The sequence below is a fragment of the Streptomyces sp. NPDC028289 genome, assembly GCF_055565975.1.
Genome location: NZ_JBVHTI010000003.1, coordinates 189,337 through 203,387, shown reverse-complemented (window position 1 = coordinate 203,387; position 14,051 = coordinate 189,337). Strand labels below are relative to the sequence as shown.

Annotated in this window: 11 protein-coding genes; 9 read left to right on the top strand and 2 right to left on the bottom strand. The window is 71.1% G+C overall.

Annotated elements, in window-relative coordinates:
- Positions 1 to 24: 24 nt before the first annotated feature.
- Positions 25 to 1,269, bottom strand: coding sequence for a carboxylate--amine ligase (locus tag ACZ4UV_RS15015; protein WP_467839365.1), 1,245 nt, complete (start codon positions 1,267 to 1,269; stop codon positions 25 to 27).
- 277 nt (positions 1,270 to 1,546) lie between these two features.
- Between ACZ4UV_RS15015 and fahA the strand changes: the two genes are divergently transcribed.
- The 8 genes from fahA (at position 1,547) to ACZ4UV_RS14975 (ending at position 11,169) form a co-directional block, all read left to right on the top strand.
- Positions 1,547 to 2,758, top strand: a complete 1,212-nt coding sequence (gene fahA / locus ACZ4UV_RS15010) for a fumarylacetoacetase (RefSeq protein WP_451016106.1) — start codon at positions 1,547 to 1,549, stop codon at positions 2,756 to 2,758.
- A gap of 357 nt (positions 2,759 to 3,115) precedes the next feature.
- On the top strand, positions 3,116 to 4,054 hold the full coding sequence (locus ACZ4UV_RS15005) for a M56 family metallopeptidase (RefSeq protein ID WP_467838228.1): 939 nt from the start codon (positions 3,116 to 3,118) through the stop codon (positions 4,052 to 4,054).
- A 219-nt stretch (positions 4,055 to 4,273) separates the two neighbouring features.
- Positions 4,274 to 5,065, top strand: coding sequence for a GntR family transcriptional regulator (locus ACZ4UV_RS15000; RefSeq protein WP_451016088.1), 792 nt, complete (start codon positions 4,274 to 4,276; stop codon positions 5,063 to 5,065).
- Between the two features lie 34 nt (positions 5,066 to 5,099).
- A complete protein-coding gene (locus ACZ4UV_RS14995) occupies positions 5,100 to 5,327 on the top strand; it encodes a 4Fe-4S dicluster domain-containing protein (protein ID WP_010986276.1) in 228 nt (75 codons plus the stop codon).
- 17 nt (positions 5,328 to 5,344) lie between these two features.
- A complete protein-coding gene (locus tag ACZ4UV_RS14990; RefSeq protein ID WP_451016089.1) occupies positions 5,345 to 6,691 on the top strand; it encodes an ABC transporter substrate-binding protein in 1,347 nt (448 codons plus the stop codon).
- Positions 6,688 to 7,602 (top strand): ABC transporter permease, encoded by a 915-nt coding sequence (locus tag ACZ4UV_RS14985; RefSeq protein ID WP_451016090.1) that lies wholly within the window; start codon positions 6,688 to 6,690, stop codon positions 7,600 to 7,602. The genes ACZ4UV_RS14990 and ACZ4UV_RS14985 overlap by 4 nt, the downstream gene beginning before the upstream one ends.
- Positions 7,586 to 8,374 carry an ABC transporter ATP-binding protein gene (locus ACZ4UV_RS14980; RefSeq protein ID WP_451016091.1) on the top strand — a complete coding sequence of 263 codons (789 nt, stop codon included), beginning with the start codon at positions 7,586 to 7,588 and terminating at the stop codon, positions 8,372 to 8,374. Before ACZ4UV_RS14985 ends, ACZ4UV_RS14980 begins: the two co-directional genes overlap by 17 nt.
- An 11-nt stretch (positions 8,375 to 8,385) precedes the next feature.
- On the top strand, positions 8,386 to 11,169 hold the full coding sequence (locus ACZ4UV_RS14975) for a fumarate reductase/succinate dehydrogenase flavoprotein subunit (RefSeq protein WP_451016092.1): 2,784 nt from the start codon (positions 8,386 to 8,388) through the stop codon (positions 11,167 to 11,169).
- Between the two features lie 27 nt (positions 11,170 to 11,196).
- Here the strand turns inward: ACZ4UV_RS14975 and recQ are convergent, their stop codons facing one another.
- Positions 11,197 to 13,212 (bottom strand): DNA helicase RecQ, encoded by a 2,016-nt coding sequence (gene recQ, locus ACZ4UV_RS14970; protein ID WP_451016107.1) that lies wholly within the window; start codon positions 13,210 to 13,212, stop codon positions 11,197 to 11,199.
- A 266-nt stretch (positions 13,213 to 13,478) separates the two neighbouring features.
- On the opposite strand from recQ, the gene ACZ4UV_RS14965 reads away from it, so the two are divergent.
- The gene (locus tag ACZ4UV_RS14965; protein WP_467838221.1) at positions 13,479 to 14,009 is read left to right on the top strand and encodes a hypothetical protein; all 531 of its coding nucleotides are present in this window, start codon (positions 13,479 to 13,481) and stop codon (positions 14,007 to 14,009) included.
- Positions 14,010 to 14,051: the final 42 nt, after the last annotated feature.

The following is a 14,051-nucleotide window of genomic DNA, read 5'->3' as shown; positions in this document are numbered from 1 at the left end:
GTCCCTCCCCCAGGAACGTGGTGCCTACTTCGTGGCGTTGCTGGAGCCGCGGCGGTTGGTGCGCCACAGCTGGTAGAGGTGCTTCGCGCCCGGACGCACGAAGCGGGCGAGCATCGTGACGAACGGCATCGGGTCGTCACCCGCCAGCCAGGCCAACTCGGTCCCGCTCGGCCGCTTCGGTGCGTGCGGCGTCGTGTAGCCGCTGCGGCGGTAGGCGAGGAGGGCGGGCAGGTCGATGTTCTCCACGACGTACCGGTGGCCGGCCCGCTGTTCCCCCTCCGGGACGCGGCGCCCGGTCAGGTCCAGGTGCATGGCGCGGACGACGTCCACCCCCGACTCGCTCTCGAAGAGCCGGAACTGGGCGCCCATGCGCGGATTGAAGTCGAGCAGCTTGTACTGGCCGTCGCGCCGGTCGTAGCGCAGGTCCAGATCGATGATGCCGGTGAAGCCGATCTGCTTGATGAAACGCGCGGCGAGGTCGGCGAGTTCCGGGTTGTCGACGACGTACGCGTTCGCGGTCATGCCGGCGTGCGGCGGCCAGGAGCGGACCTTGACTCCTGTGAACAGGGCGCGCGGAGTGGAGTCGGCGTCGAAGTAGGCGTGCACGATCCAGTCCTCGGCCTCCTCCCTCGGCAGGTACTCCTGGAGGATGACACCCGGATGGGTGCCCCAGTCACGGGCGAGGGTGAGCAGCCCCTCCCGGGTGGCGATCCGCGTCGTCCCGTTGACGGCGGGCTGCTTGCGCCGGACGAACGCCTCACGGTTCTTGGCGACGATGGGGAAGCGGGCCTTCTCCGCGAAGTCGACGATCTGGTCGTACGAGTCGGGGAAGGCGGCCGCCGGGCTCGGGATGCCGTGTTCCACGCATAGTTCGTGCAGGCCCTGTTTGCTCGCCAGCCGGCGGGGCAGTCCCGGGTCGACGCGCGGGAAGAGGAAGCGGTCGCCGAGCGCGTCCTGGTGCTCGGCGATCAGGACGGCGGCCTCCTCGTCGGTGGGGATCAGCACGGTCGGACGGCCGATGCGGCGGCCGATGCGCAGCAGTCCCTCGACGAGGTGGTCCGGTTCCTCGGCGCCTGTTGTCGGCCACACGAACGCCCGTTTGAGATAACGGGACGAAGCCGCCGGCGTGTACGCGTCCTCTGTTATCGCGTACATGGGAACGCCCAGGCGGCCCAGACTGCGAATCGCGCCGACCCCGCCGTGATGCAGCGGATAGTCGCCGAACTTGACGATCAGGCCCGGCACGTCGCGGTCCGCCTCGAACGGCACGCTGACGGCATTCCTGGCCACGGGTCCCCCCACGTGTCCCCCTCTACGGACCGGACCCACCCCGTCCGTGTCCCCCAAAGGACGCTAAGCCGGAATTGCCTACTCCAGCAAGGCCTATTAGGACATTGCGAACTCTTTAGACACTGTCACGACAGGCAACTCACCCGTAACGTGTGGCGCGACCACATGGAATGCCGCGCAACGCCATAGCGACGTCGCCACATGGCCGTCCCCCGCGCGGCACGGATGAGAGCGAGGCAGCCACCCCATGCCCCCCTTGACCCCCTTCGAGGTCCCCGAGGGTGATCCCTTCGGCCCGCACAACCTTCCGTATGGCGTGTTCTCGACCTCCGAGAGCACGGAACGGAGGGTCGGCGTCCGCCTCGGCGACCACGTCCTCGACGCCGGCGCCGCTGCCCTCGCCCTCGGCTCCCCCTACGCCTCGCTGCTGGCCCGACCGACTCTCAACCCGCTGCTGGCCGCCGGCCGCACCGCCTGGTCGGACGTACGGCGCGCCCTGACCGCCTGGGTGACCGTGCCCGCGCACCGGGAGACGCTCGCCCCGCTCCTCCACCCGCTGCCCGAGGTGACCCTGCATCTCCCCTTCGAGGTCGCCGACTACGTCGACTTCTACGCCTCCGAGAACCATGCCCGGAACGCCGGCCGCATCTTCCGCCCCGACGCCGTCGAGCCGCTCACCCCCAACTGGAAGCACCTGCCCATCGGTTACCACGGCCGCGCGGGCACGGTCGTGGTGTCGGGGACGGACGTCGTACGGCCCTCAGGGCAGCGGAAGGCGCCCTCGGACCCGGCACCGGTGTTCGGCCCGTCGGTACGGCTGGACATCGAGGCCGAGGTCGGCTTCGTCGTCGGCACCCCGTCACAACAGGGCAGCCCGGTGGCGCTGGGCGACTTCAGGGAGCACGTGTTCGGCCTCTGCCTGCTGAACGACTGGTCGGCGCGGGACATCCAGGCCTGGGAGTACGTCCCCCTCGGCCCCTTCCTCGGCAAGTCGTTCGCCACCTCGGTCTCGGCGTGGATCACACCGCTGGACGCGCTGGAGGAGGCACGGATCGCCCCGCCGAGGCGGACGCATCCGCTGCTGCCGTACCTCGACGACGCCGCAGAGGAGCCCGCCGGTTACGACCTGCGGATGTCGATCGCGATCAACGGACAGACGGTGTCCGAGCCACCGTTCTCCACCATGTACTGGACCGCCGCCCAGCAACTCGCCCATCTGACGGTCAACGGCGCCTCCCTGCGCACCGGCGACCTGTACGGCTCCGGCACGGTCAGCGGCACGGAGCCCGGGCAGCGCGGGTCACTGCTGGAGCTGACCTGGAACGGACGCGATCCGCTCGAACTCCCGGACGGGAAGCGGACGTACCTGGAGGACGGGGACGTGGTGACGATGTCGGGATGGGCTCCGGGGCCGGGCGGCAGCCGGGTGGGGCTCGGCGAGGTCAGCGGGCGGGTCGTGGCGGGGTGAGGGAGACGCCGGGCCGTCCCGGCCGACCGAGGTGAGCGGGGACTTCGTGGCCTGGTGCGGCCGGCGGGCTCCGCGGACGGGGTGCTGCCGGAGGCGGCACGGGAGCAGGAACCACGCGCGGGCTGCCGGACCGGGGAGCGGGGCGCCCGGATCGTCGTCGACACCTGACCCGGAGCGCCCGGCACCGTCATACTGACGGGACACGCACCATGCGATGCGCCCGCACGCGCACCATGCGAGGCGTCGGCGCACGCGCCACGTGACGCGCCGGCGCACGCACCATGTCACGCAACGGCGTATCGCCCCCGCACCACCCACCACCCGCACACATCTCCGATCAGGAAACGGAGCCCCGGCATGACCGTCTGCCTGCTCCTGCTGACCGTCGTCGCCCTGACGGCCGCGGTACCTGCGCCGCGTGCCCTGGTGCGGTCCCTGTGGCCGGAGCGGGAACCGGTCGTCGCGCTGTGGGTGTGGCAGTGCCTGGTCGCCACCGTGCTGATGTGCTGCCTGGCCGCACTGACCCTGGGCGCGGCAGCCGTCTTCCACACCGTGCGCGACCGGGTGTTCGCGCCGGCGCCACCGGCGGTCACCGCCGCGTACGACCTCTCCGTCGCGCCCGCCTGGGCGGTCGCCCTCACGGTGCTGCTGGCGTCCGGAGCCGCCTGGACGACGGCGATGCTCGCCCGCGAACTGGTCGAGGCCCGGCGCCGCCGCGACCGGACCCGCGCACACCTGCGCGAGCGGGCACCCGAGCTGCCGGCGGGACTGCCCGCGGCACGCGGACCGATGCTGGTGCTGGAGGACGAGTACCCGGACGCCTGGTGGATGCCGGGCCATCCACCCCAGCTGGTCGTGACGACGGGGGCACTGCACCGTCTCACCGACCACCAGCTCGACGCCGTACTCACCCACGAACGGGGCCACGCCCGCGCCCATCACGACTGGCTGCTCCACCTGTCCAGCGCCCTGGCCACGGGCTTCCCGCGCGTGCCGCTCTTCTCCCACTTCTGCGGCCAGACCCACCGGCTCGTCGAACTCGCCGCGGACGACACGGCGTCCCGCCGCTGCGGCCACCTCACCACCGCACTGGCCCTGATCGAACTGAACCAGCACCGCGGGGTCCTGTCCTGCGCGTCGAGCCGCCGGCTGCTCGGCGAGCGGGTCGACCGCCTGCTGGAACCGCCACCACGGCTGCTGCGCCGCCAGCGGGCCCTGACGACGACGGTGGCCGCCCTGGTCCCCCTGCTGCCGCTCCTGATCGCCTTCGCACCGGGACTGACGGCGCTCGGCTAGAGCGAGCCCGCCTGCCTGTCTGCGGACGGTAGGACCGGAGAGCCGCCCTCAGAAGGGTTCGACTCCTTGGGTGCGCGGGTGCGCAGACCGGCACCCCGGTGGCAGATCTTCCCCGCGCCAGCCCTAAAAGCCCAGTTCAGCGGCACGTCAGACAGTGCCTCAAGTGGCGCAACATTTCCGCAACACCCTCTTCCCTACCTCGTCGGTATGGTTCCAGCCATGCCACCCACCGACCGCATCCGAGACCACTCCGGTCACGGCGCCGCGACCACGGTCGCCGCCCACCGGACACGTCGCCGGTTGCGTGCGGACCAGGCCCGGCAGCTCGCCGACCTCCTGCGCCACCAGATCCTCACCGGCGCTTTCCCGGACGGCACCCTCCCGCACGAGTCCACCGTCGCCGACGACTACCGCGCCACCCGCAACACCGTCCGCCAGGCCCTGGACCTGCTGCGGGCGGAAGGGCTGGTCGACCGGCTGCCCGGCGTGGGCACCGTGGTCGTCGCCCGCAAGTACCCACACGGACTCGACCGCCTGATGGGCCTCGCGGAAACCCTCCACGAACACGGCCAGGTCACCAACGAGGTCCGCACCGTGGGACCCTCCGCGGCACCCACCCCCGTCGCTGAACGCCTCCGCGTCCCGCCCGGCGCCGACGTCCTCTACATCGAACGCCTGCGCCGCCTGAACGGACTTCCCCTCTCGCTGGACCTCACCTACATCCCCCTCGACATCGGTACCGCCCTCCTCGGGGCCGACCTGGAGAACAACGACGTCTTCAGGCTCCTGGAGTCCATCACCGGACAGCCCCTGGGCCACGCCGAGATCACCCTGGAGGCGGTGAACGCGGACGCCCACTCCGCCGCCGTTCTCCAGGCCCCGCGCGGAGCGGCCGTCCTGATGCTGGAACGGCTCACGCACCTCGCCGACGGTCGTCCCGTCGACCTTGAGTTCATCCGCTTCCGCGGCGACCGCATCACCATGAGCGGCCTCCTGCACCGCGCCCTCTGACCACCCCCGCCTGACCCGTTTCCTGGAGACAGCCATGCCTTTGGCACCCCAGCGGGCCGACGTGCCCGTGACCATCGACGAGTCGAAGTGCATCGACGGCTGCACCCTCTGCGTGGACATGTGCCCGCTGGACTCCCTCGCCATCGACGAGAGCAACGGCAAGGCCTACATGCACGTCGACGAGTGCTGGTACTGCGGCCCGTGCGCGGCCCGCTGTCCCACCGGAGCCGTCACGGTCAACATGCCCTATCTGCTCCGGTGAGAGGCCCCACAACTCCCATGAAACGCAAAGCGACCGCCGTATCCGCAGCCTTCCTTCTCCTGCCGCTCTCCGCCTGCGGCGGCAGCGCCCAGGCCGGAGACGGCAACACGGTCACCATCACCGTCGGCTACCAGTCCAAGACCATCAACACCGTCACTGCGGGCACCCTGCTGCGTTCCCTCGGCTACTTCGAGCAGCAGCTCAACGCCCTCCAAGACGGCCACACCTACAAGGTCGACTGGCAGGACTACGCCACGGGCGCCCCGATCACCGCGCAGATGACCGCCCGAAAGATCGACATCGGTTCGATGGGCGACTTCCCGCTGCTGCTCAACGCGGCCCGCGGCAAACAACTCGGCCAGCCCACCCACCTGGTCTCCGTCACCGGCTACAACCTCCGCGGCGGCCTCAACACCGTGGTCACCGCACCCGGCTCCAAGCTCACCTCCTTGGCGGACCTGCAGGGCAAGAAGGTCTCGACGAGCATCGGGTCCGCTGCCGACGGAACCCTCGTCCGCGCCCTGCAGCGCGCCGGCATCGATCCGGACAAGGGCATCTCCAAGCTCAACCAGCAGCCCGCGGTGGGCGCTTCCGCGCTGTCGGCGGGCAGCGTCGACGCGCTGTCCCAGTTCGTGGCCTGGCCGGGCCTGCTCGCCTACCAGGGCAAGGCGAAGGCGCTCTACGACGGCGCGCAACTGAACCTGCCCACCTTCCACGGCGTCACCGCCCGCGAAGGCTTCGCCCGGCAGCGACCCGCCGTCCTGGAAGCCTTCCTCAAGGCCCAGGCGGAGACCACCGACTACCTCAACGCCCATCCCGTGGCGGCTGCCGAGAAGGTCGCCCAGGCCACCGGCCTGCCCGCGGAGGTCGTCTACCTCTACAACGGCGCCCACGGCATCGCCACCTTCGACCCTGCCGTCAAGCCTGCGCTGGTCTCCGCGCTGAAGCAGGACGTCTCGGTGCTGAAGGCCGCCAAGCTGACGGGTGACGTCGACGTGGACTCGTTCGTCGACGACCAGTACGTGAAGAAGGCCCTGGGCAGCACCGACTACGCCAGGCGGCTCGCCGCAGCACCGCCGACGTCTGCGAGCGAGGTCTGGGCGAAGGGGAGCGAGAAGACGACGAGCTTCGCTTCTCCCAAGGAGCTGCTGGCCTACGTCGTCAAGCACAGCGGTGGCATCCGCGCCGCCTACGTCCCCGATACCACCACCCATACCCTCTGGTTCGCCGACAAGGCGGTGTGGGTGGCGGACGGCGAGCAGTTGCTGCCGTTCGTGACGCAGGCGACGGCGCAGGCGTACGTCGACGCGCACGACGGCGCGCAGGTCGTCAGTTATGACGACGCGCTGCGGCGGGCGTCGTGAGCCGGTATGTACTGCGGGTGGCGTCGCTGGCCGCCGCCCTGGGGCTGTGGCAACTGCTGACCAGCCTGAAGGTCGACCTGTGGCTGCGTTTCTCGCAGTTCCCGACGGTCACCGACGTCGCCCGTGCTTTCGCCGACCGGGTCTCCGGCGGCGACTACTGGACGGATCTCACCGACAGCCTCACCCGCATCCTGAGCGGTTTCGCGCTGGCGGCCGTGCTGGGTGTGGCGACGGGTGTGCTCGTGGCCCGTTCTCGTCTCGCCGAGGATCTGCTCGGCCCCGTTCTGGAGGTGCTCCGCCCGATCCCGGCGATCGCTCTGGTGCCCGTCGCGATCCTGCTGTTCCCCTCCAACGAGCAGGGCATTGTCTTCATCACCTGCACCGCCGCCTTCTTCCCGGTGATGGTCTCCACCCGGCACGCGGTGCGTGCGCTCACTCCGGTGTGGGAGGAGGCGGTGCGCACGATGGGGGGCGGCAGGTGGCGGATCCTGGGTTCGGTCGTGCTGCCGGGCGCGCTGCCGGGCATCCTCGGCGGGCTGTCGGTCGGTATCGGCGTCTCGTGGATCTGTGTGATCTCCGCCGAGATGATCTCCGGCCAGTACGGGGTCGGTTACCGCACCTGGCAGGACTACACGGTCGTCAACTACCCGGGTGTGTTCGTCGGGATGGTCACGATCGGTGTGCTCGGCTGGGTCACCTCGACGGCCGTGGAACTCCTCGGCCGGTGGCTGACCCGCTGGCTGCCCCGTACGTCGTACGTCCCCGCCGGCCGGCCGCGCGCTGCGGTGACCGCCGTCGTCGCCGCTCCGGTCGCAGTGCAGGCGGACGGTGAGTCCCAGAAGCAGTCCGATGCCCAGCAGCAGGGCCGCGGCGAAACCGGCCAGGAGGCGCGCGATGAGCACTTCGTCTGAGGTGGCCGCGCCGACGGTCGTTCCGGTGCCGGATGCCGCACGCGGGGCCCGGCTCACGCTGGGTGCGGCGGTGCTCGGCCGTCCGGACGCCCCGGTGCTGCACGATGTGGCGCTGGACGTCCGGCCCGGGGAGATCCTCACCGTGGTCGGGCCGTCGGGGTGTGGCAAGTCGACGTTGCTGCGGACGTTCGCAGGGCTGTTGTCCCCGCTGGCCGGGACGGTGTCGCAGGACGGCGCGGTGTTGACGGGGCCGTCGGCCGACCGGGCGCTGGTCTTCCAGGAGGATGCGCTGCTGCCCTGGCGCACGTTGCGCGGCAATGTCGAGCTGCCGCTCGCCATCAAGGGGGTCGCGCGTTCCGAGCGTCGTGCCCAGGCGGAGGCGTGGCTGGGCCGGGTCGGGCTGGCCGCGCAGTCGGGGCAGTTGCCGCACCGGGTGTCCGGTGGGCAGCGCCAGCGGGCGCAGCTGGCGCGTGCGCTGGCCGGTTCACCGCGTGCCGTGCTGATGGACGAGCCGTTCGGGGCGCTGGACGCCCAGACCCGTTCCGGCATGCAGGACCTGCTGGTGGAGGTGCTGGGCGGCACGGGTGCGACCGTTGTCTTCGTCACCCATGACGTGGACGAGGCGCTCTTCCTCGGTGATCGGGTGGCCCTGCTCGCCGCCGGCCGGGTGGCCTCTGTGCGTGATGTTCCGCGTCCGCGTGAGCGCGGCGCCCTCGACGAGCCGGCCCGTGTGGCCCTGCGCCGTACCGTCCTCTCCTCGCTCGGCATCTGAAAGGCATCCCGGTGACCACCCCCGCGAACGCTCCCGCCCCCGCTCCCGCTCCGGCCCCTCCGGGGATTCCCGCCGTCTCCGACGCCGAGGAACTGACCTGTGACGTTCTCGTCGTCGGCGGCGGCACCGCCGGCACCATGGCCGCGCTGACCGCCGCCGAGCGCGGTGCGAACGTGCTGCTCCTGGAGAAGGCTCATGTCCGTCACTCCGGGGCGCTCGCCATGGGCATGGACGGTGTCAACAACGCGGTCGTCCCGGGCCGTGCCGAGCCCGACGACTACGTCGCCGAGATCACCCGTGCCAACGACGGGATCGTCGACCAGTCCACGGTCCGGCAGACGGCGACGCGCGGTTTTGCCATGGTCCAGCGCCTGGAGTCGTACGGGGTCAAGTTCGAGAAGGACGAGCATGGCGCGTACGCGGTCCGCCAGGTGCATCGCTCCGGTTCGTACGTACTGCCGATGCCGGAAGGCAAGGATGTCAAGAAGGTCCTGTACCGGCAGTTGCGGCGTCGTGAGATGCGGGAGCGGATCCGGATCGAGAACCGTGTGATGCCGGTTCGGGTGCTGACGGTGGGCGGGCGCGCGGTGGGCGCGGCGGGGTTCAACACCCGTACGGGGGCCTTTGTCACCGTCCGCGCGGGTGCGGTGGTTCTCGCGACGGGTGCGGCCGGGCGGCTGGGGCTGCCGGCTTCCGGGTACCTGTACGGGACGTACGAGAATCCGACCAATGCCGGTGACGGTTACGCCATGGCCTACCACGCGGGCGCGGAGCTGACGGGGATCGAGTGTTTCCAGATCAATCCCCTGATCAAGGACTACAACGGGCCTGCCTGCGCGTACGTCGCGAACCCGTTCGGGGGTTACCAGGTCAACCGGCACGGTGAGCGGTTCGTCGACTCCGACTACTGGTCGGGGCAGATGATGGCGGAGTTCGCCGCCGAGGTGGCCTCGGACCGTGGCCCGGTCTACCTGAAGCTGAGCCACCTTCCCGAGGAGTCGGTCTCCGCCCTGGAGTCCATCCTGCACTCCACCGAGCGGCCCACCCGTGGCACGTTCCATTCCGGGCGGGGGCACGACTACCGGACCCATGACATCGAGATGCACATCTCGGAGATCGGGCTGTGCGGCGGGCATTCCGCTTCCGGGGTCCGGGTCGACGACCACGCCCGTACGACCGTCCCCCGCCTGTACGCGGCCGGTGACCTGGCCTGTGTCCCGCACAACTACATGATCGGCGCGTTCGTCTTCGGTGATCTGGCGGGTGCTGATGCCGCCCAGTACTCGGCGTACGAGGGGGAGTTGCCGACGGGCCAGGTGCGTGAGGCGCACGAGTTGATCTACCGCCCGCTGCGCCATCCGGACGGGCCGCCGCAGTCCCAGGTCGAGTACAAGCTGCGCCGTTTCGTGAACGACTACGTGGCGCCGCCGAAGTCCGGGGCGCGGCTCTCGCTCGCTCTGGAGTCCTTCGAGCGGATGCGGGAGGACATCGCCGCCATGGGTGCCCGTACCCCGCACGAACTGATGCGCTGTGCCGAGGTGAGTTTCATCCGCGACTGTGCCGAGATGGCCGCGCGTGCCTCCCTGGCCCGTACCGAGTCCCGTTGGGGTCTCTACCACGACCGGCTCGATCACCCCGAGCGTGACGACGCCTCCTGGCTCCACCATCTCGATCTGCACAAGTCCCCCTCTGGTGCGATGGAGTTCACGGCTCGTCCCGTGGCTCCGTATCTGGTGCCGGTCGAGGAGTTCACCCCGGTCGGCGGTCCGTCCCGGCACATCGGCGAGGTGCGTCCGCTGGACGTGGCCACGGCGGGTGCCCGGGACGTGCCGCCGGTGGCCGCGGGGCCGGTGGCGGCTGCCGCCGTGCGGCCGGTGGAGCCGGAGCGGGCCGCGCCGGTCTCACCCCGCCTGCTTGGGCTCCTCGCCCTCGCCGACGAGGAGCCCGAACTCGCTGCTCTTGAGCCGTACTTGACCGACCTCGATGCCTCGGTGCGCCGTACCGCCGTTTCGGTGCTGACGGAGACGGCTCCGGCGGGGGTCGGGCTGGCGCTGGCCGGTGCGCTGGCGGATCCCGATGCCGGGGTCCGTTCGGTGGCCGCGGCCTCGCTGCGTGAGCTGGTCGAGACGCTTCCGTCCGGTCCGGCGCTGGGCGACGCCCTCGTCGACGCGCTCGGTGTGACCGATCCCCTGGTGCGGGCGGCCGCGCTGGACGTGCTGCGGGCGCTGCGCCTGGGTGACGCCGGTCTGTTCGCCGGTTTCCTGGCCGACCCCGATCCGGCGGTGCGGATCGAGGCGGTGCGGGCCCTGGTCTCGGTGGATGCCGCCGACGCCCTGGCGGGTGCCGTCGCCGACCCCTCCCGTGAGGTGCGGGTGACGGTGGCGAAGGCCCTCGGGACGGTGGGGGCCGCCGGTGCCGTCTCTGGAGGGGACGGCGTTCTGGATGCTCTGACCGTGCTCGTCGGGGACTCCGATGTGCTGGTCCGGGGTGCGGCGTACGAGGCCCTGGCGGGCGTCGGCTGTCCGGCGCCCCTGGCCGAGGCCGCCGTGGCCGCGCTGGGCGAGCCGGCGTGGCAGGTGCGGGTCGGTGCCGCCAGGGCGCTGGGTGCCGCTGGCGGCGCCGTGGCGGTGCCGGCTCTCGCCAAGTCCCTCGCCGACAGGAACGCCGACGTCCGCAAGGCTGCCGTACTCGCCCTGACCCGGCACGCCGGTGCCGAGGAGGCCCGCACGGCTCTGGCCACGGCGACGGCCGACCCGGACGCGGATGTCAGGGCGTATGCGGCGAGGGGGCTGTAGGCGGCTCCCCCGCTGCCGCCGCGGCTGCTATATCCAGTCCTCCGGTTCCGGCTCCGCGTCCATCTCGGGCCAGTGGTCCTCGTCCCCGGTCCCCGTCGTCGCGGGGGCCGGGGTGGTGGCCGGCGTCTTCAGGGCGGCCAGTGCCCCGAGTACGCCCTCTCCGTAGGTCATGAGCTTCTTCTCGCCGACGCCGCCGATGGTGGCGAGTTCGGCGACGGACTCGGGCCACCGGCTGACGATCTCCCGCAGGGTGGCGTCGTGGAAGATCACGTAGGCGGGTACGCCCTGTTCGCGGGCCTGCTCGGCGCGCCAGGCGCGCAGGGCCTCGAAGGCGGGGAGCAGTTCCTCGGGCAGCTCTGCCACGGCTGCCTTCGCCTTGCTCTTGCCGGAGGATCCGGAGCCTCCGGTCGCTCGCGAGACCGCCGGTTTCTTCGGTTCCTTCCGCAGCGGGACCTCGCGTTCCCTCCGCAGGACCGTCCCGCTGGCCTCGGTGAGCACCAGGGTGCCGTACTCGCCCTCGACCGCGAGCAGTCCCTGGGCGAGCAGCTGCCGGACGACGCCCCGCCATTCGCCTTCGTCGAGGTCGGTGCCGATGCCGAAGACGGACAGCTGGTCGTGGTCGAACTGGATGACCTTGGCGGTGCGCTTGCCGAGCAGGATGTCGACGATCTGGACGGCACCGAACTTCTGCCCGCGTTCGCGCTGGAGTCGTACGACGGTGGAGAGGACCTTCTGGGCGGCGACGGTGCCGTCCCAGGTCTCGGGCGGGGTGAGGCAGGTGTCGCAGTTGCCGCAGCCCGCGGGGTCGGGGTCCTGGCCGAAGTAGTTGAGGAGTTGCCCGCGGCGGCACTGGGCGGTCTCGCACAGGGCGAGCATGGAGTCGAGGTGGGCCTGGGCGCGGCGGCGGAAGGCCTCGTCGCCCTCGCCGGACTGGATGAGTTTGCGTTGCTGTATGACGTCGTTGAGGCCGTAGGCCATCCAGGCGGTGGAGGGCAGGCTGTCGCGGCCGGCGCGGCCGGTCTCCTGGTAGTAGCCCTCGACGGATTTGGGCAGGTCGAGGTGGGCGACGAAGCGGACGTCGGGTTTGTCGATGCCCATGCCGAAGGCGATGGTGGCGACGACGACCAGGCCGTCCTCGCGCAGGAAGCGGGACTGGTGGGCGGCGCGGGTGCCCGCGTCGAGGCCGGCGTGGTAGGGCACGGCGTCGATGCCGTTGCGGGTCAGGAATTCGGCGGTGGCTTCGACGGACTTGCGGGAGAGGCAGTAGACGATGCCCGCGTCGCCTTCGTGTTCCTGGCGGAGGAAGGTGAGGAGCTGTTTCTTGGGGTCGGCCTTGGGGACGATCCGGTACTGGATGTTGGGCCGGTCGAAGCTGGCCACGAAGTGCCGGGCCGTCGGCATGTGCAGCCGCTGGGTGATCTCCTGGTGGGTGGCGTGGGTGGCGGTGGCCGTGAGCGCAATGCGCGGGACGTCGGGCCAGCGCTCGCCGAGGAGGGAGAGGGTGAGGTAGTCGGGGCGGAAGTCGTGGCCCCACTGGGAGACGCAGTGCGCCTCGTCGATGGCGAAGACGGCGATCTTGCCGCGGGTGAGCAGGTCGAGCGTGGAGTCCAGGCGGAGCCGCTCGGGGGCGAGGTAGAGCAGGTCGAGCTCGCCCGCGAGGAACTGGGCTTCGACCACGCGCCGCTCGTCGAAGTCCTGGGTGGAGTTGATGAACCCGGCGTTGACGCCGAGGCCGCGCAGGGCGTCCACCTGGTCCTGCATGAGGGCGATGAGCGGTGAGACCACGATGCCCGTACCGGGTCTGACCAGGGCGGGGATCTGGTAGCACAGTGATTTTCCGCCGCCGGTGGGCATGAGGACGACGGCGTCGCCGCCCGCCACCACATGGTCGATGATCGCTTCCTGCTCGCCCCGGAAGGCGTCGTACCCGAAGACCCGGTGCAGCGTGGCCAGTGCCTCGCTGTCCGCCGGGCCGTGCGCCTGTGGCGCCCCCGGCGTCTCGGTCGTCCCTGGCATCTCGTCGGTCCCGCCCGTCCCGCCCATCGTCGTGTCCCCCGTACGTCGTCCTTCGACCACTGCCTCCACGATAGGGGTCCGGACCGACAGCGCCGGAGTTATCCACAGGCTGCCCGCCCGGGAGAGGGGTGCGAGTGCGGGGTTCCCCCGTCCGGCGGTGTCCTCAGTCCTTTGGCGGTCTTCGCGTGGCGGCCGGGGAGAGGCGCGGGCGATGCTGCACGGGCGGGACCGGGGAGGCCCGTGTTGTACGGAGGTGCCGCTCGCGTGCCTCTTCCGCCCCAAGGAGCTTCAGGATGTCTCTCAGGTCCCGCATCGCCGGCACCGTTCTGGCGCTGGCCGTGCCGTTCGCTCTGGCCGCGGTTCCCGCCGGCGCGGCTCCCGTCCCCGATTCCGACCCGTTCCTGTGGACGGATCTGACCCCGACGTACACGGCGACGGCGGACTACCAGTACGAGCCGTTCGCGGTCACGGACGGGTACGCCCGCCCCCCGGCCGGCTCCTGCGACAAGGACACCCGGAACAACAAGGGTGGCGCGGGCTACCACTACGTGAGGACCGCAGGTGTCGGCAGTCTGGACCCGGCCGAGCCCGCGGGTCTCCTCTACGAGACCGACGCCGACGGTGGCCGGGCCCTGGCAGGGGTGGAGTGGATCGTGCGGGCGGGGACCGGGACCGCGGCGCCGACGCTGTTCGGGCAGCCGTTCCAGGGGCCGACGACCGTGCCGGGTGTCACGGGGCCCGTGTACACGCTGCGCGCGTGGATCTGGAAGGACAATCCGAGCGGTCTGTTCGCGCAGTGGAATACCACGGTGACGTGCCCGTAGCCGCGTAGCCATAGCCATGGCGGCGGTGTCCCGGTGGCGGTG